The organism is Tenacibaculum sp. IB213877, from assembly GCF_034043975.1.
In the GTDB taxonomy this organism is placed as follows: domain Bacteria; phylum Bacteroidota; class Bacteroidia; order Flavobacteriales; family Flavobacteriaceae; genus Polaribacter.
Window position 1 is genome coordinate 235865 of record NZ_JAXCHH010000001.1, and the last position, 18290, is coordinate 254154.

Consider the following 18290-nt stretch of genomic DNA (forward strand, 5'->3'; position numbering starts at 1 on the left):
ATAATTGAAAACAAGGAGCTTGCAAACAAATAAACAATTACAACTTCAAAAATTATAATTTATCGTTTTCGTGTTATTTAATTAATAACAGTCTGTTTTTATTTGAGTAAAGTTTAGTGGTTTCTTCAACTTTTCTAAACTTATTTTTTCTAATACTTTTATTACATCATTCATCATAGCAACTGAACCACAAATCATAATGGTTCCTTTGTTTTTTAGTGCTGAAGCAATGATGTTTTCTTGTTTTACAAGTAAATCTTGCACATACATTTTTTCTTTTTGTTCTTGAGAATAGGCTATATATAGGCTTGTTAATTGCTTGTTTTCAGAAGCTTTTAATAGATGTTTTGAATACATTTCGGCAGAAGCTTTTGTTCTTCCTCCCCAAAACAGATGTGTTTTAACAGCAGTGTCTTTTTCATGTATCATTCCTAAGAAAGGAGCAATTCCGGTACCGTTAGCAATTAAAACCACCTCTTTTGATTTTTTTGGAAAATGAAAGGAAGTATTCGCTTGTATTGTAGCCAGCACAGTACTATTAATTTCTAATTGGTTTAGATAGCTTGAACAAATTCCGTGACTGTATTTTTTTATACTTAACAGAATACAATTATCTATTTTTCCAATAGAATAGAGGCGAGGTAGGTTATCTTCTTTGGGTGTTATTGCTAATAAATCTCCCGATAAAAATTTAGTTTGTTTGTGAGGTTTTAATTTGATTAAAAAAGAATCATCAGTATTTAGTTGTGTTTTTTCTACAACGGTAAAAAGTTGCTGTTTTGTTTGTTTTTGTAGTTTTTGTTTGAGTTCTAGTTCAATACCGTTTTTCTTTCCCCAAAGTATTCCCCATTGTTTAAAATCGGTGAATGATTGATTGTTGATTTTATAAATAGGAAGAGCGCGCTTAAAACTAAAAAGTTTATGTAAGGCTAAATCAACATCGGTGGCAAATTTGCAATAATTAGTGTAGGCTAAAGATCCAAATCCAATTACAGAGTACTCAATTGAGTTGGATTGTTGAGTGTTTTTTAGTGTGGTTAAAAAATTATTAGCGTTTGCTGGGGCAGTACCATCACCATAGGTAGATGTAAGTACAACTAAATGTTTTGCATTACCATAGTTAGAATAATTGTTCAAACTATCAATAAAAACTGTTTTTTTAGCTTTTAGTAAGGCATTAAACAAAGAATTTGCAAAACTAAAAGTGCTACCTGTTTCTGAGCCAACAAGTAAAATATATTCCGCAGCATTCTTATTGTATTTGTTTTTAAGTAAGCTGTTTTTTTGTCTTCTGTTGATTGTGATAGCAAAACCAGAATAGACAAAAAACAATATGCTAAATGACGAAAACATTAAAATTACCGACCATAGAATAGTTCCTTTACCAGTATGTAAAATCAAGCTATAATGGGTTAATATTTGAGTCCAAGAAAAGTTTTGACTACTGATAATATCTCCAGTATACTGATGAATATACATTTCTTTGTTTTTCAATTTTAAAAAGAAGAAATCTTCTTCATCATCAGAAAAAGGAAACTCTAAACTGGTTAGTTCATTAAGCTTTGTGTTTTTGAATATACTGAAATCAGCAATAGAAATGTTTTTGTTAGTTTTAGTTTCAGGAAGATTGAAATTATGAGAAATTTTATTCTCTGGAAGTAAAGAAAACTTTCCAAGCGATAAAAATACGCCCGTTAGTGTTATAATAACAATGGGTATAAGTGTATATCTACCCAAAAGAACATGGTAATACTGATTGATGTCTTCTTTAATTACCTTTGTAAAAAACTTGGTAATTCCTCCTTGTCTTTTAATCACTAAAATACTACCTGTCACAGCTATTAAAAAGAGGAGGAAAGAGAAAAATCCGACTAAAAAACGTCCGGTAGATTTTAAAAATAGAGAACGATGAAAATTGGTAGTCCAACTAAAAATAGGATTTCTATCCTCTAAAGAAGCTATTTTTTTACCTGTTGTTGGGTTTATATAAAAGGTGTCACTTTTTCCTTCTTTGGTAAAAACTGAAGCTTCAATAAAGTTATGATCATCAACTTTTAAGGTAATTACTTCATCATATTCATTTTTTAAAGAAGAAATAGTTGTTGCCAATGTAATATTAGCAGAATTGTGAATAGCGTAGGGTTTTAGCTGATTTGAAATAGGTTCAAATGCTAAAATAATTCCGGTTATAGAAGCTATAATAATAAAAAGGGAAGAAGATATAGCCATGGTTAGGTGGCTATACCTCCAAATAGATAGTGTAGTTTTCATACTATTGTGGCATCAAACGTATATAACGGATAAAGCCTTTCCCTTCAATTTTACTTTTTACACTTTCTGATGTCAATTCAAATTCCACATCATTTTCATAATATTCTTGATCTTCAACAGCAGTTTCAAAACGGATTTTGTAACCAGCGTCAATTTTATCATCTTCAATTTCAATAAGGCTGATTGCTCTATTACCACCGCTAATGGTTTCACCGGTTATAGCATCAATATCTGAACGTACTTTTCCATGAAAGTTCCACCACTCGGTAATATCATGATACCATTCTTCATCATCTCCTTGTACATATAATGTTTTTTCATATTCTCCTTGCGGATTTAATAAAGAAATAACCACATAAGCGCCTTCACCGGTATAGTTTTTCATTTGGATCATGCACTTATATTTTTTACTAGTTGACGTAGTAAAAGCCATTATGCTAAATGCTACTATTAGTATAGAAATAATTTTTTTCATCTTTTTGTCATTCCTGTGAAAACAGGTATCTTATTTATATTGGTTTTTTGTGTCATTCCCGCGAAGGCGGGAATGACACTTTTACTATTTTAAATAACTAATATCTGAATTTTTTAATGCTTCGTTTTCTTTTGCCAGATCAAAAAGAGTTTCGCCAAAATCTGTTTTGATATCTTTTTTGGCTCCCTCGGCAATCAAATACTTTATTAATTGATGATCTTTAGCGGTCATAACTGCTTTTTGTAAAGCTGTTAATCCCTCTGAATTTTTAGCATTCACATCAAATTTATACTTTTTAATGAAATCCATCATCGGTAAGCTGTTTTTTTCAACGGCTAAATGATATAAGGTTGATCCGTCTTTTTGTGCATTGCTAACCTTTAATCCTTTTGTTGTTAAAGCGTTTAACTTTTGTTGAAAAGCTTCTTTATCTTTCGGATTAAAAGTGTTGAATAAATGATAACTCAAGTCATTTCCTTTTGCATCAACAAGAGAAACATCAGCCTTATTTTGAAGTAAGAAACCAACAATTTCAGGTTTGTTTCTTAACGATTTAGTAAGTGCCGAATGTCCACTTTTATTGGTATGGTTAATGTTTTTTGTTTTTGAAGCTAATAGTTTTATCACTTCTAAAGAATTTCGGGAAACTGCGTTCAATAAAGCAGTATTTCCTTCTTTATCTGCTTGATTCACATCTACACCTTTACTAATGAAATATTCAAAAGAAGCAATGTCTTTATTAGAATAGGCTAGGTTATGTAAAGGAGTTATCCCTTCTTTATTGGTAATATTTGGGTTAATTCCTACACTTTCTAGATATTTAAAGAACGCTAACGAGTTATAACCACGTCTAGAACCTCTTGTGGCAAATAACATAGCATTTCCGCCATTTTTATTTAGGCTTTTGTACGGAATTCCTTTTTTAATAAGCAATTCCAACATTGTTTTATTTCCTTTTTGAGCGGTATAGTTAAAAGCTCCATTACCATCATTATCAGTAGAAAATAAATCTAAACCTTTAGCCGTAAAATAGTCTACCATAGCAAAATCTGATAGATTAGGAACAATTAGTAATAAAGCATTAGCACCTTTTGGAGTTTTATCTTTTGAAACATCTGCTCCGTTTTCAATTAGTAGATCATACAATTTTGGGTTTTCAATACCAGCAACAGCGGTAAAATTTAAGATTGTATACCCTTTATCATCAATAACATCTGTTTTTGCTCCGTTTGCTAATAAATACTTTACAATAGGCATGTTATTTTTGTAGGCTGCCCAAAAAATATAGGTTCTTCCGTCGTGCGTTAACTTATTAACATCATTTCCTTTTTTGGTGAGTAAATGTTTAATAACATGTTCATCTGCATTTTCTAAAAGGGCATATACCACAGCGTCAAAGCCAAATCTGTTGAGAGCAGTAGCACTGTTTCCTTCGGAAATTTTTTGTTCAACTTGCTCAATTGTTGGATTGTTCTTCCAAAAGGCTCTATCTAAAAAAATGTTTTTAGTTTGCGCGTTTAGCAATAAAGAAAAAGCTAAGAAGCAAGTAAGAAGAATTGATTTCATTATATCTTTCATGAGTTACTTCTTTACAAAAGATTCAATCACTTCATTGATTTCTTCTGCATTGTCAATTTCATCAGAAAATAAATGCTTGAATAAAACCTTGTTGTCCACTTTTTTAGCAAGAGTTAGATTTGTTTTTTTATTAAAAACTTCATCCCATTTGTTTCTTACTAACTGCCATTTGCCAGCATTTTTAACCCACCAATCTTGAGCTGCTTGACATTTAGAATCGTCAACCTTAACATAAGTGTTATATCCTTTTTCGTGCGCTAACACAAAGTCTTCTTCACCAGCTTTTCTGACAATTTTTTTATTGTCTTGGTCGTGTAACCAACCGTAGCTTGTAATTTCATGACGATTTCCTCTTTCGGTTACGTTGTAATCACTTCTTTTAGTGTACTCTCTTCGTGGTAATGGAGCATCGGTAGTGTTTTCCCAGTAGCTTTTTCCATCAACATGCACCCAAGTTCCAGAACCTTCATAACGCGGACTGTCATCTACCTGAAATACTTTTTGAGTCCATTGTTTTTTAACTTCAGATTTTGGTTTGTTCACGTAAATCCAGTTGTTATCTCCATTGAACATATAAAAATCTTGATTTTCATAGATCCAGTCTTGACGCCAGTGCTTTACAATGTGTGGTTTTGCAGGATTCCCTACTTGTAATAAGTGCTGAATAGATATTTTGTCTTTACCATCTTCAACCAATTGTGCCCATTCTAAACCTTTAGCCACTTTGGTTTCTGATGCTTTGTATAAAGAATCTTTACTGTAGTTAAATGTTTCTGCAAAGTTGAAAGTTACTTCGTAACAACCACACATATTTTTAATGGCAGTTTTGTCTTTTGCCTTTTTACTTTGCGAATTTACTGATATAGAAGATAGTAAAATTAAGCTTGCTATTAGTAGTGTTCTCATTGTTTTTGTATTGATTTTAATTTTAAGCAAAAATATAAAATTTATTTAGATTGATTAAAAATAACTTATATATTTGCATCAAAATTATTAAGAATGTTTCTAAATAAGAAAATTATTTTTCTGTTTTTATTAATCTCAATTCACTGTTTTTCTCAAGATATAAAAGAGGAAAAAGACAGTATTCCCAATAATAAATTAGATGAAGTGGTGGTTACTGGTCAGTATAATCCACAATCCATAAAAAAATCTGTTCATAATGTAATTGTTATTAAAAGAGAGCAAATTGAAAATCAAGCAGCTAATAATTTAGCTGATTTACTAAACTATAATTTAAACCTTACTGTAATACCAAGTTCACAATCTGGAAAATCAACAATTTCTTTCTTTGGATTGGATGCTCAATACTTTAATATTTTAATAGATAACATTCCGTTAGTAAGTGACAATGGTTTGGGAAATAATATTGACTTAACTCAAATTAATCTTGATGACGTAGAGCGTATTGAAATTGTTGAAGGAGCCATGGGGGTGGAGTATGGTGCCAATGCGGTATCTGGGGTAATAAACATTATTACTAAAAAAACAACAAAAGATGAATGGAGTATTAAAGCTTCGTTACAAGAAGAAACGGTGAGTGATGAATACGCTTTTTTTGATGAAGGAAGACATATTCAAAGTATTAATATAGCACATAACTTTTCTAGTAATTGGTTTGGTAGAATTGGATTTAACAGAAATCAATTTGCTGGTTTCTATGACAATAGAAAAGGTAGAGATTATTATGAAAACGATGGTTTAAGAGGGTATAGTTGGTTACCTAAAAATCAATTAACGACAAATGGATTATTACATTATAGGAAAAAGAATTTTACACTAAATTATAAGTTTGATTATTTTAATGAAGATGTGAATTATTATGATGCTAGTGTAAGAGCAAATATTGATACAGAATCTCAAACCAGTAACCCATCTGCTACAGATAGAATATTTACAACAAATAGGTTTATAAATAACCTTAATATTAACGGAAACTTCACTTCAGGTGCAAACTATAATGTTTCATTGTCTTATCAAACACAAAAACGGTATTTAAATGAGTTCAATTATTACATTTTAAGTGGTCAAAAGTCTAATGAAACAGATGAAATTTATCAATCAAGCAAAGTTTTCTTTTCAAAAGGGGCAGTAAGTAATTTAACTAAAAGCGATACTTATAATTTTCAACTGGGATATGAGACACGTTATATAAGTGGTTTTGATACACAAGCTTCAGGAAGTATAACACAACAAGATAAGGAAAGAAACCAAGGGAACTATGCTTTATTTGGTTCATCAGAAATAAATTTTTCTGATAGGTTTATGGTACGTCCAGGAGTGAGATATGAATACAATTCATTATTCTATTCAAAGTTTTTAGGTTCTTTTAGTGCCAGATATTTAATGAAAAAAGGTTTTGAGCTTAGAGGTAATATTGGAACCTCATATAGAACTCCGAATTTTGAGGAACTTTATTACTATTTTGTAGACTCTAACCACGATGTAAGAGGAAATGAAAACTTAGATCCAGAAAATGGTTTTACAGCGTTTGTTAATTTAAAAAAGAGAAGCTGGTTTAACAATACTTCGTTATTAAACTCTTTTAAAATAAGTTATATAGATGTTAATGATAAAATAGATTTAGCTATTGTTAACACTACACCATTACAATATCAATATATAAATATAGATGCTTATAAATTATGGGGTATTACTTCAGAAAATAGCATTAAAAAAGATAATTGGACTTTCAATTTAGGAGCTACGCTTCAGGGTATTTCAAGAATTGTAAATAATGAAGTAAATGCCGAAAACGATTTTCTGTATTCATACCAAATCAATACAAGTACCACGTATAATGTCAAAAACTGGAATACAGCAATAACACTATTACTAAAACATAACGGAAAACAACAAAACTATATTGCTTCTGGGACAGATGAAGATGGTAATTCACTATTTCAAAAATCAACTACATCTCCATACAATTGGTTAGATGTATCATTAAAAAAGTCTTTTTTAAGTAACAAGCTACAAGCTACTGTAGGAGCAAGGAATCTGTTTGATGTTACCAATGTAAATATTAGTAATGCAGGTAATGGTGCTCATGGAGCTAACTCAAATACCCTTTTATTAGGATACGGACGATCTTATTATTTAAAACTATTATATAATCTCAATTTTTAAAAATTAATAATCATGAAAAACAAGTTTTTAACATTTATTTTATTGGCTACAGTATTTTCTTTTGTAAGCTGTGGTGATGATAATAATTTACCTTCAGAACCTATTAAAGTTGTTATTGAAGGAGCAACGGTTGCACCTGAAGTAGGTGGACCAAATGAACCAAATCAAGTATATGTAGATTTAAGTACAAATACTTCAACAGTAGTAAGAAGAGATTCTTGGGACTTAGGTTTTTACTCAGGTAACGAATTTAGAGTAGTAATTAACGGTTCAATCGCTATGGCTACTGGTGAATTAACGGCTACAGATATTGATGCGGTTAGCTCTTCAGACCAAGAAGTACAAGATTTACAGCCTTTAGTAAGTATTGGAGTACCAGGATCTAATTCTTATGTAGATTCTCCTAATGGAAGTGTAGCTGAAACTGCTATTAAAGAGGTTTCAGATATTGATTCTGAAAACCACGTTTACATAGTAAATTTAGGATATAAAGTTGGTATCGAAACCCCTACTACAGGTAGCACTATTATAAATGGAGAGGCAAGAGGTTGGAAAAAAATTAAAATTTTAAAAGATGGTGGTAACTATGTGTTGCAGTATGCCGATTTAGATGCAACCACTCATGAAGAATTTGTTATTACTAAAAATGAAGATTACCATTTTACTTTCTTTAGCTTTAATACGGGAGTACAAGTTAATGTACAGCCAGAAAAGACTGAATGGGATTTAAACTTTACAGTGTCAAATAAAATATTAGATTTTGGAGGAGGCACTTTAGGAGCTTATTCTTTTTCAGATTTTGTAATAAACAATACACTATCTAATGTAGGAGTTTATTTGATTGACACTGAGGTTGAAGACTTAACTTATGAAAGCTTTACTTTAGATAATGTAGTTGATACTAATTTTGTATATAACGATCAGACTATAATTGGTAGCAGCTGGAGAGATGTTTTTTCAGGTCAGGTTAATTCAAATGTATTCTATATAATTACAGATACTGATGGTAACTTATACAAATTACAGTTTTTAGCATTAACAAATGAAAATGGAGAACGTGGTTATCCTCAATTTGTGTATAGCTTATTAAAATAGTAACTATTAATAATTACATAATGATTAAGAAATATTACTTTTTATATGCTATCCTTTTTTTAATTTTAGTTACACCTCAAAAAGGTCTAGCTTCAGATTGCATTATTAATGAATTAAAAAAAGATGTAGTTGCTCCAATCACTAATAATACAATTTATTTTGATGGAATTAACACATTTATTGGAAGTACACCTTCTGGAGGAAATGGAACTTACAATTATTCTTGGCAAATATGGATATCTGACGCAGGAACTGGAGAAGGAGAATATACTCCTGGAGGTAGTAACAAAGACTTATTTATAAGTAACCTTGGAACATTAGAAAACCCATATGGTATTTATTTTAGAAGAAGAGTTACTTCTGGAAATCAAATATCCTATTCAAATTGGGTAGAGCCAATAGTTTTAGAACTAATAAATAACACTATTGTATTTAATGGAGTTGACACTTTTATAGGAAGTACTCCTTTAGGAGGAAACGGGAGTTATGCTTATCAATGGGAAGCTTTTGTAGCATCCATTGGAGAAGAACCAAGTCTTTATTATAATGCTGAGAATATTAATTTGGTTTTAAATTCTGCACAAGTACAGTCAGCAAATGAAATAGGGATATATTTTAGGCGTAAAGTAACTTCAGGTGATCAAGTTTCATATTCTAACTGGGCGGGACCTGGATATGATTCAGATGGTGATGGTGTTGACTTTTTAATTGATAATTGTCCTTATCAATCTAATCCAAACCAAATAGATTCAGATAATGATGGTATTGGAGATGGATGTGATAATTGTCCAAATTTTTCTAACTCGAATCAAGCTGATAGTGATAACGATGGAATAGGTAATTTATGTGATAATCAAGATAATAGAGACAGCGATGGAGATGGAGTAGATAATTATGAAGATAATTGTCCAGCTAATTCAAATTCAAGTCAATCTGATGTAGATAATGATGGAATAGGAGATGCTTGTGACACTCAAGATAATCGAGATAGCGATAATGATGGAATTCAAAACTATCAGGATAACTGCCCAAACCAAGCGGGTTCATCTTCAAATAATGGATGCCCTATTCAACAAGGAAAACCTGATTTAACTTTTGGAAGTACAGATATAGAGGATAATGAGTACCAGAAATTCGATAATATAAATTTTGAAGCGGAAATTAAAAACATTGGAACAGCTTTTTATCAAGGAAATCAACAAAATGGAACCTTAGATATATATTTAAGTAGATCATCAACTTTTAACGTTAATAATTCTTTATTTGTAGGGACATTTTATATAACTTATGATTTAGATCATCAAAATTCTAATTCTACTCAAAACATATTTGGTAGTTTTACAATAAATAATGAAGATAACGGTTCTGGTGCTTTCACCTCGTCAGGGATTCATTATCTACATTTTTCTATAGATACTTATGATTATTTAGATGAATTAACCAGAGATAACAATGTTGTTACAAAACAATTCCAGTATCATCATCCTAATGGAAGACCTGGCTCTATAAAAATATTTAATTTACAAGGAACAAAGATCCGAGAAACAACTGTGAATAGTAAAGAACAAAAGCAAGAAATTATTAATAATCTTCCTGAAGGACTTTACATAATTAATACTAATAACGGAGAAAGTAAAAAGGTTTACAAAAAAGAATAATTATTATAAAACCCAACTGCGGGAGATAAAGACCTTCAATAAGCAATTATTGAATTTTGTTAGTTTTTGTAAAAAGAAGCTGTTTGAAGAAATTCAAATGGCTTTTTTGTTGGTTTTTGTATTTTTAATCGACCAAAGTTCAAAATGATTACAGATGAAACAAATTTTGGTAATAACATTAGTACTATTTACAACTATGATGAATGCACAAAACGATAAAAAAGTTGCTTATTTTGCCAGCGGATGCTTTTGGTGTGTAGAGGCTATTTATGAAAATATTAAAGGAGTAGAGGAGGCAGTTTCCGGTTACGCAGGCGGACATACAAAAAATCCGACCTATCAAGAAATTGGTACAGGCAGAACAGGACATGCTGAAACTGTGGCAGTATATTACGATTCCAAAAAAGTAAGTTTTCAAGAATTGGTAGATGCCTTTTTTGCATCACACGATCCAACTACGGTCAATGGACAATATCCTGATTTTGGTACACAATATCGCTCTATAGCATTCTATCAAACTGATGAAGAGAAAGAAATTATCAAAAAGACGATAGATAAGCTAAACAAAGAAGAGTACAACGGTAAAATTGTAACGGAAGTAAAGAAATTTGATCTGTTTTATAAAGCCGAAGAGTATCATCAAAACTTTGAAGAACGCAACCCTAACAACCCGTATGTGCGAAGTGTTTCTGTGCCTAGGTTAGAGCGCTTTAAACGCAGTTGCCCATTGTTGTTGAAGAAAAAATAGGAACTTTCTATAGAGTAGGGAATGAGTATCGAAAATAGGTTTTTAAATGAAGATGTATTTTCGGTACTTTTTTATTCTTTTGAAGTATGATTTACCTCTTCCATTCGTAGCTCTCTCCATTTAGAGTTACTGTTATGTAACAGGTCTTGATATTCTTTATAAATATCGTTTAAAACATTATCATCCGTACGTTTATCCGTATCTAATAATTTTAATTTTAACTGAATAGATTTTAAGTAATCTCTGGTTTCACCATAATTCACCCATAATTGTTTGTGGTTGTAAAATCCGTCCCAGGCTGCTAACACCGTGGTCAAACCACTAAAAAATAAGGTAAGTATTTTAGCTCCAAAGCGTAAATGTTCCGGTATATCATTACCAATAGCCACTAAAAAAGTAATAAGTACAGAAGAGATAGAAATACAGATATAGATGTAAAAAGATTTACGTTTGTTTTCCTTACTCCACCTAGTGGTTTTTTTAATCATTTCAGAAATTTCTTGTTCTAAAACCTCGTACTTAGATGTAGTTGAGCTCATAAAAGGGTTAGTTTAGTTAGCATGTAAAAACTGCTAATATAACAAAGATTTTGAGTTGTTTTAGTGGTCTAATATTTCAGAATTTTTAATTTTTTCACTCAAATTAGGGTGTACTTTATCTAACACCTCAATAAAAGTAGAATCAAACCATTTACCTACAAACGGACTCAAATAGATTTCGTCTATCAATTCGCTTAAATCAACTTTTACGCCTCTACCGGTAAATAGATCATACGGAGTTTTTATACCACCCTCTGCCAAAGGTTCATGAAAAATAAATAAACGGAGTTCTTTTTCATAATCGTAAAACTTGTTTTTGGTGGTAATGACGTTGAACCTGTTTTCGGGTTCTTCTTTAATAAAATCGGTGTATTTTACTTTAGATAGGTAAATGTTCTCTTTAAAAGGATCGTTTCCTTTTTTAATAGCGCGAGTAAGTTTTGCCACCGTGGTTCTAATAGCAACGCCTGCTTTGGCACCGCCTAAATAGATCTTCCATAAGGCATAGGATTCATTTTGGCTCATCGTCCAACAATTGAGTAGGGTCAGTTCTTTTAACGTATGAATTCTATGTAAGCGTGCTTGCCTTTCTTGTTCAGCTTCTTCACGCGATAGCCCATTATTTTTAATAGCTTTTAACAAATACTCTTGGTTGCGTTTGGGAATAAGTCCTTCGTACTTGTCGGACATTTTTGCAGCGTTAGAAAAAAACAACTCTTGAGAGGTAAGCAGATCTAAAAACTTATCTAAGCCTACATACCGCCAAATTACGGTATTACCATGAGGAACATCTAAATTGGGGTTTTTAACTATCATTTTGGGCTAGGGGAAAAGATAATAATGGTGTGAAGTTAAGATTTTCTAGCTTTAGTTTTTTCTGTGGACTTTTTTATTCATTTTTATCAATCAATTCATAATCTTCAAGCTCTTGATGAATACTACTAAGTTCAGTATTTAATTGACCCATATATTCAGTACAAATATGAAAATAGAGGTCTTCTTTTTCATCTTCCAACTCAAATTTAAACACACCTTTCTTTAAAGATGCAATTAAGTTATTAAATACACTTTTTACCGCATTTGGTTTGTCTTCAGTTAATTCAATTTCCAATTGTTCGTTGTTAATATGTAGAACAAGTGAAGTCTTCTCGTCTTTTCTATCTATTGTAGCTCTATGTGTTTCCATATATTTTTCCTCTTTCCCCAAAGGCATCTCTTCCGCCTTCAAGTGTTTTCATACTTATTTCTTTCCAGTCCAAATCTTCTTTTGTGTCTATTTTACATTTTAAATTATTAGAAAACGGATTTCCTAAATATGTATAATATCCGCTGGCGTCATGTTCTCTATAAATAGAATTGTATGGAAGAGTTCTGACAGCAATATTAGCATCATGTGTTACTATAATTATTTTTTTACCACTTAATGCATGTTGTTTGAGAATAGGAACGATGACATTACTTATATAATCATTACCCAAGCTTTTCTCAGGCTCATCTATTAGATAAATCTCTTTATCTTCCATTAATTCATTATGAAGTAATACCATAGATGATTCCCCTGTTGATGGTGTGTACTGGTCATCATCAATTGTGAAATGTCGGTAAAATAAAAGCAAATCACTTATACTAGTTATTGTATCAGAATTGTCTATTTGTTTAAACTCATTTATTTTTTCGAAAAGTGAATTGGTGTATACATAATTGGTAAGAGTTCTTAATTTGTCTGCTATAAACCTTTGCGGATTTTTATTAACTCTTTTAATAGGTTGATAACTCGTGTCTATTATTGAACCGTTTTGAATTTTAATATTAGTTTGACAGTACAAATCACCTTTCTCTCCTAAATCACCAACGTATTCAATCATTGGTTGAATTTGACTAGAAATGCATTGATTTATTTTGATTAAGTCCTTTTCAATTTTGATGCGATTACTAGCATAATCTTTAAAACCTGTTGATATTGGTTTTTGTGGTTGTCCTGTTTTTCTTGCAATTTCTTCTACAAATACAGTAATTATTTGATTAAAAAGAGAGATACTTTTTAAGTCAGTGAATTTTTCGAGAGATTCAGATTTTAGTTTAGAACTGATTCTTGTTAGAATATCATTTAACTTACTAATAAGTTCCTCTCCAATGATGTCAGTTAGAGTTCGTTCAAATTCTATAAAATTTAAAAACTGTTCGAATTTATTATATAATCTTCTGATTTCTTCGAAATCTCTTTCAGGTGAAGAAGAATCTTCCTGTGTGTAGTTTTTTAATTTTAGATTTCTTGAAATTCGATTAGTTTCATCCACTGAATAGTATCTAAGGTACGAACTAAGACTTGTGACATTTTTTTCTGTTACACTTCTCAATCTTCTTAGTTCATTGTAGCAATTATCTATTCCAAAAGTTGTTGATTCTGAATCATACTCTCTACCTTTCAAGTCATAAACTTCTTCGAGTTTTTGTGAGTTGGATTCATAGACGTTATTTTCAAATCCAATATCATTATAGTGTTTGGAAATTGACTTAAGAATCTCAGTTTTTCCAGTACCTTTTGAGCCAAAAAGTACATTAATGTCATTGTAAATGTCTAACTCAATCAATTCAGCAATTCCGAATACATTTAATTGAAGAGACTCAGGTGTTTTCTTTTCGAGAATTGTATTGATTGTAGCATTGTCCTTTTCAAGTAGTAAACAGAATTGTTCAAAAGATTCTACAGGCAAGCGAAGGTCAGGTAATAATTTTGAAATTTCTTGATAGTTATCCCAATTCTGGATATCAGAACCATATATTGAGTTATGACCGTGACTAATAAAAATTCCGGCTGAAATTGCATTTGAAGCCTCCTTAAGAACTTTTGTTTTATTTTTTACTAAGCTAACTAATTTCTCAATTCCTTCATCAAGTAGATTAGGTGTTTTGCCAAAATAATGTGCGATATAAATAGGTTCAAAATCATCAAACGAGCTTACTGTATCTTCGATAGAAATATTGAAGTTGTCAGGTGTCTTGTCAGTAAGTAATTCATTTACTTTGTTATTAAAACCAGTTACATATTTTGGGTTTGGAATAACAATTAAATGTGCTCTACGATTATTTTCCATAATGTCTAACTCAATACCAGGCCATATTTGACAAGTATCTTGAACTTTAGTTTTTATTTTATCATATTGTGCAAGGTCAAAATGGTTGTGATTTGTTATTGCTAAAATTTTGACATCCGTTAGCCTAATTATCTCGTCAAACTTTTCGGGACTAATATTTCTGTTATCAGAATCACCTTGTTTGCATTTTTTTGTATGTGTATGGATGTCAATTTTCATTTTTAGATTTTTGATATTTTACCTAATATTATGTGCTGCTTACTATTTCTAATTTTCAGATAGTACTTTAAATAAATAATTGTACGTTGATAAATAGACTGTTTCTGATGCTTCCCAAGATTCGAGGGCAGAATCATAATCCTTTATAAGTTGGGTCAATTGTGTTTTTCCTTCATTAGTTACAGATAGGCTAAGTAGGTGCTGTGCTTTAGCCCTCATTTGTCTTATAATTACGGTTAAATCTCTTCTTAAAGATATTAAAGTGTAAAATTCAGTTACATTTTCGAGAGATGGAATCCAATCGTTATTATGTTGATGAGGTTTAACATCTTCGTAAAGTATCTTTGTTTTGTTTCCAAATGTTGATGCAACTTTATAAAATGAGTTTATTTCATCTGTAAATGCAACATTTCTTGAAATATTTTCTATTAATTTTTGATTGTTTTTTTTCTTAAATAAAGTTGTTATCAAAGTTGTGAAAGAAAGTGAAATTCCTGAAGTCATAATTCCAGCCTTTTCATCGTCAGAAGCTATTACGGCACCTGCTATTCCACCAACAATTCCTGCATATTTTCCAATTTCTTGCCATGTGTTATTCGCTTTTTTAGCAGTTTCAACATCAAAAAGTAAAATTGATTTTGCCGTATTAGAAATAGCTAAGATTTGTTGTCCTAAATCATACCAGGTTAATGAAATAGTTTTAAACTTAATAGAATTATCTCTTGTTAAATCTTTTCTAATTTCTATTGATTCATTTTTCAGTTCATCTAGTTTTTGAGAAATCTGAGTTTCTACTGTTCCAGATATTGAATTGGTTGTGTTTTTAATTTGTAATGAAATATTAGTAAATTCATTTTGGAGCTGTGTGTATAAATCTTCTCTTTCTTGTAATTTTTTTTGAATCTTATTAATATTATCTTGTATAATTGTTGTGTTAGTATTTTGTTTACTTTTTTCTTTAACAAGTTTTCCTAACTCTACGTATAAGCTGTCAAGTCTGTTTTCAGCAATTTTACTTTTAATAGTGTTTAATTGATTTTCAAGGATTAAAAGCTTTTGACTAGTTTCATTTTCAGAAAGTTCGGTTTGTGAAAAAAGATTATTTAAAGAAGTACAAATAATGATGAATAGAAATATTTTTCTCATAATAGTTAGTTTTTAATACAACTATTCTTCAATATTATTTATACAAATAGAAAATTTAAAAGGAAAATTATTAATAATAAAAAGAAGTATAGATGTTTTTCAGTTAGTTACCTCAAATTTAAAAAGAAATCCTCAACGAAATATTGTGGTTTTCCGCAATTAACTATGTGATTTTCCGTAAATTAAAAGGGTGTTTTCACCCTAAATGCTATTTTCTTTTGAGAAACCGGATGTGTAAAACAGATGTATTCTGCATGTAAATGCAAACGATTGGCACGTGTACCATACAAATCATCACCCACAATAGGTGTATTTAATCCTAACGGATGCGCAGCATGCATTCGTAGTTGATGGGTGCGCCCCGTAATAGGATAAAAATATACACGAGTTTGGTTGTTTTTAACTTCCATAATTTCAAATTCAGTTACCGAAGGTTTACCGTTTTTAAAACATACCATTTGCTGTGGACGGTTATGAAAATCGACTTTTAAAGGCAGATTTATAGTTCCTTTGGGTTGTGAAATAACACCGTCTAACACCGCTACATATCGCTTTTTTACGGTTCGGTTTATAAACTGCTCTTGCAATGCTTTGTGTATATCTTTGTTTTTAGCAATGAGTAAAATACCGGAGGTAGACATGTCAATTCTATGCACTACCAAAGGTCCGCTAGCGTTTGGGTACATTTTTTTGATACGGCTGTATACAGAGTCCTCAATTTCGTTACCCGATACGGTTAAAAATTCCGCAGGTTTGTTTATAATCAGTAAATGCTCGTCTTCAAATACAGTTTCCAGTTCTTTAGGTGCTGTGAGTTCTGCAATCAACGGATTTTCTTCAACGTTTAAACCTTGTAACATGTGGGTTAAAATAGGTTTACATTTACCTACACAAGCAGGGTAGAAGTAGCGGTGTTTACGTACCGAAGTGGTTAAAGGTTTTCCCCACCAAAACTCTGCCATAGCAATAGGAGTGAGGTGGTGTGTAAAAGCGTACTGCAATAATTTGGGCGCGCAACAATCACCCGCACCGGCAGGAATATTTTGATTGGAGTTGCTAAAAATATCTAGTAAATTTTTAGTGTTACCGTTGGCATTTACAAACTGATAGTTTTTAAATATTTGTTGCTGTACGTTGGAAGAAACTTGTTTGCGAAGCGTTTTTAGTTCCTCAATCTTCAATTGAAATTGCTCAAAGGGTTGTTGCAACGGGCGGATTTTATCGTTTAAATACACTTCATATTCACGTAAAAAGAATTCCTCATTTACATTGAGTTGGTTGATCTTTTCTTGGTGTATAGCCAAACCAGCCTCTGACAGGGTAGATTTGAGTTGTTTGTATTCTTTTCGTCTGAGTTTACGTTTGTGTTGAATACTGTCTTGTTCGGTTTGTAAGATGTTTTGGTGCTTTTGTTGTTGGGTTTCAAAAGCCTGTTTTGAAGCTATGTATTGTTTGTTAGAAAGAATTTCTTCAATTTGAGCATTGATTTGATTGAGTTGCTGCTCTGTTTGAAGGTAAAATCCGTTTTCAGCTAATATATCAGCTACTGGTGGTACAAAATGTACATGTTGCGTACTGTTAGCTAATTTACCGGAAAAAGCCGCTAAATAGCCTAATTTGCCTTCAGAATTTTGAACTACTAAAACTCCGAACATTTTACCCAAGGCTTCTTGATTTTCTGGGTTTTGAAGTCCGAAATCATGCTTAAAATCCGTTTGATGTGCTAAATAGTGTTGCAGTTCCTCCGCAGCTATTGTTGCTAACGGATGAGGAGAATAATTATACGGATAATTGAATTTTTCAGGAAGTGGAATTCCATTAACATCCGAAGAAAATTCAATAAGTTTTTTCATGTATACACCTTAAACGGGACAAAATTACAGGTTTTAATTGGTTTTTTATGTTGGTTCTTTTACTTTTAGATTCCTGCCTTTGCAGGAATGACAAGTATTAGGAGAATTGAATGAACTCTTTGATAGCGCTTAGGATAACAACTACTGTCAGTTCGAGTGATTCCAATATATTGAAATTGCATCGAGAACCTCTGAAGTGTTTAGGTTTTGGCTTACAGTGATTGCGAATTGGACATTGAGCGTAGTCGAAATGAAAATGAAGCAATCTTTTTTTTATAAAGAAATTACTTCGTCTTGTTCGCAAAACAAGTCTTGTTATAACTAATGTTTTTGCTTTTAGATTCCTGTCTTTGCAGGAATGACAAGTATTAGGAGAATTGAATGTACCCTTCGATAGTGCTTAGGATAATAATTAATATCAGTTCGAGTGATTCCAATATATTGGAATTGTATCGAGAACCTCTGAAGTGTTTAGGTTTTGGCT

The 18290-nt window shown here is 31.3% G+C and carries 13 protein-coding genes and 2 pseudogenes; 5 read left to right on the plus strand and 10 right to left on the minus strand.

The genetic code is table 11. The annotated features are described in order from the left end of the window. Positions 1-81: 81 nt before the first annotated feature. The 4 genes from SLH33_RS01050 to SLH33_RS01065 all read right to left on the minus strand — a co-directional run bounded on the left by SLH33_RS01050 (position 82) and on the right by SLH33_RS01065 (position 5230). Positions 82-2271 carry a PepSY domain-containing protein gene (locus tag SLH33_RS01050; protein ID WP_320417203.1) on the minus strand — a complete coding sequence of 730 codons (2190 nt, stop codon included), beginning with the start codon at positions 2269-2271 and terminating at the stop codon, positions 82-84. 1 nt (position 2272) lies between these two features. Continuing rightward, positions 2273-2746 carry a DUF2271 domain-containing protein gene (locus SLH33_RS01055; protein WP_320417204.1) on the minus strand — a complete coding sequence of 158 codons (474 nt, stop codon included), beginning with the start codon at positions 2744-2746 and terminating at the stop codon, positions 2273-2275. Positions 2747-2830: 84 nt separating this feature from the next. Next, positions 2831-4324 (minus strand): ankyrin repeat domain-containing protein, encoded by a 1494-nt coding sequence (locus tag SLH33_RS01060; protein WP_320417205.1) that lies wholly within the window; start codon positions 4322-4324, stop codon positions 2831-2833. A gap of 3 nt (positions 4325-4327) precedes the next feature. Beyond that, positions 4328-5230: a DUF6607 family protein gene (locus SLH33_RS01065; protein ID WP_320417206.1), complete on the minus strand. Its 903-nt coding sequence runs from the start codon at positions 5228-5230 to the stop codon at positions 4328-4330. Between the two features lie 93 nt (positions 5231-5323). Here SLH33_RS01065 and SLH33_RS01070 point away from each other — a divergent pair, with 93 nt between their 5' ends. The 5 genes and pseudogenes from SLH33_RS01070 to msrA all read left to right on the plus strand — a co-directional run bounded on the left by SLH33_RS01070 (position 5324) and on the right by msrA (position 10954). Continuing rightward, entirely contained in the window at positions 5324-7453 is a 2130-nt protein-coding gene (locus tag SLH33_RS01070) for a TonB-dependent receptor plug domain-containing protein (RefSeq protein ID WP_320417207.1), read from the plus strand. 12 nt (positions 7454-7465) lie between these two features. After that, on the plus strand, positions 7466-8548 hold the full coding sequence (locus SLH33_RS01075; protein ID WP_320417208.1) for an HmuY family protein: 1083 nt from the start codon (positions 7466-7468) through the stop codon (positions 8546-8548). Between the two features lie 677 nt (positions 8549-9225). Then, positions 9226-9582: pseudogene (locus SLH33_RS13030) on the plus strand (thrombospondin type 3 repeat-containing protein); the annotation flags it as partial. Between the two features lie 441 nt (positions 9583-10023). Next, positions 10024-10206 (plus strand): annotated as a pseudogene (locus SLH33_RS13035) (T9SS type A sorting domain-containing protein); the annotation flags it as partial. 196 nt (positions 10207-10402) lie between these two features. After that, positions 10403-10954, plus strand: coding sequence for a peptide-methionine (S)-S-oxide reductase MsrA (msrA, locus tag SLH33_RS01085; RefSeq protein WP_413818252.1), 552 nt, complete (start codon positions 10403-10405; stop codon positions 10952-10954). A 71-nt stretch (positions 10955-11025) separates the two neighbouring features. Here the strand turns inward: msrA and SLH33_RS01090 are convergent, their stop codons facing one another. The 6 genes from SLH33_RS01090 to SLH33_RS01115 all read right to left on the minus strand — a co-directional run bounded on the left by SLH33_RS01090 (position 11026) and on the right by SLH33_RS01115 (position 17806). Next, positions 11026-11493, minus strand: coding sequence for an SLATT domain-containing protein (locus SLH33_RS01090; RefSeq protein WP_320417211.1), 468 nt, complete (start codon positions 11491-11493; stop codon positions 11026-11028). Positions 11494-11553: 60 nt separating this feature from the next. After that, positions 11554-12309 carry a hypothetical protein gene (locus SLH33_RS01095; protein ID WP_320417212.1) on the minus strand — a complete coding sequence of 252 codons (756 nt, stop codon included), beginning with the start codon at positions 12307-12309 and terminating at the stop codon, positions 11554-11556. A gap of 73 nt (positions 12310-12382) precedes the next feature. Further along, complete coding sequence (locus tag SLH33_RS01100) at positions 12383-12679, minus strand: hypothetical protein (RefSeq protein WP_320417213.1); 297 nt, start codon at positions 12677-12679, stop codon at positions 12383-12385. After that, the gene (locus SLH33_RS01105) at positions 12666-14807 is read right to left on the minus strand and encodes a hypothetical protein (RefSeq protein ID WP_320417214.1); all 2142 of its coding nucleotides are present in this window, start codon (positions 14805-14807) and stop codon (positions 12666-12668) included. Before SLH33_RS01105 ends, SLH33_RS01100 begins: the two co-directional genes overlap by 14 nt. Positions 14808-14855: 48 nt before the next feature. Further along, positions 14856-15953, minus strand: a complete 1098-nt coding sequence (locus tag SLH33_RS01110; protein ID WP_320417215.1) for a hypothetical protein — start codon at positions 15951-15953, stop codon at positions 14856-14858. 182 nt (positions 15954-16135) lie between these two features. Next, positions 16136-17806 carry an RluA family pseudouridine synthase gene (locus SLH33_RS01115; RefSeq protein WP_320417216.1) on the minus strand — a complete coding sequence of 557 codons (1671 nt, stop codon included), beginning with the start codon at positions 17804-17806 and terminating at the stop codon, positions 16136-16138. Positions 17807-18290 lie beyond the last annotated feature (484 nt).

What these genes read in the sequence shown, in the direction of transcription:
- SLH33_RS01110 (WP_320417215.1), bottom strand. Translation starts at nt 15,953, where the DNA reads ATGAGAAAAATATTTCTATTCATCATTATTTGTACTTCTTTAAATAAT.
- SLH33_RS01070 (WP_320417207.1), top strand. Translation starts at nt 5,324, where the DNA reads ATGTTTCTAAATAAGAAAATTATTTTTCTGTTTTTATTAATCTCAATT.
- SLH33_RS01105 (WP_320417214.1), bottom strand. Translation starts at nt 14,807, where the DNA reads ATGAAAATTGACATCCATACACATACAAAAAAATGCAAACAAGGTGAT.
- SLH33_RS01055 (WP_320417204.1), bottom strand. Translation starts at nt 2,746, where the DNA reads ATGAAAAAAATTATTTCTATACTAATAGTAGCATTTAGCATAATGGCT.
- msrA (WP_413818252.1), top strand. Translation starts at nt 10,403, where the DNA reads ATGATGAATGCACAAAACGATAAAAAAGTTGCTTATTTTGCCAGCGGA.
- SLH33_RS01050 (WP_320417203.1), bottom strand. Translation starts at nt 2,271, where the DNA reads ATGAAAACTACACTATCTATTTGGAGGTATAGCCACCTAACCATGGCT.
- SLH33_RS01095 (WP_320417212.1), bottom strand. Translation starts at nt 12,309, where the DNA reads ATGATAGTTAAAAACCCCAATTTAGATGTTCCTCATGGTAATACCGTA.
- SLH33_RS01075 (WP_320417208.1), top strand. Translation starts at nt 7,466, where the DNA reads ATGAAAAACAAGTTTTTAACATTTATTTTATTGGCTACAGTATTTTCT.
- SLH33_RS01115 (WP_320417216.1), bottom strand. Translation starts at nt 17,806, where the DNA reads ATGAAAAAACTTATTGAATTTTCTTCGGATGTTAATGGAATTCCACTT.
- SLH33_RS01060 (WP_320417205.1), bottom strand. Translation starts at nt 4,324, where the DNA reads ATGAAAGATATAATGAAATCAATTCTTCTTACTTGCTTCTTAGCTTTT.
- SLH33_RS01090 (WP_320417211.1), bottom strand. Translation starts at nt 11,493, where the DNA reads ATGAGCTCAACTACATCTAAGTACGAGGTTTTAGAACAAGAAATTTCT.
- SLH33_RS01100 (WP_320417213.1), bottom strand. Translation starts at nt 12,679, where the DNA reads ATGGAAACACATAGAGCTACAATAGATAGAAAAGACGAGAAGACTTCA.
- SLH33_RS01065 (WP_320417206.1), bottom strand. Translation starts at nt 5,230, where the DNA reads ATGAGAACACTACTAATAGCAAGCTTAATTTTACTATCTTCTATATCA.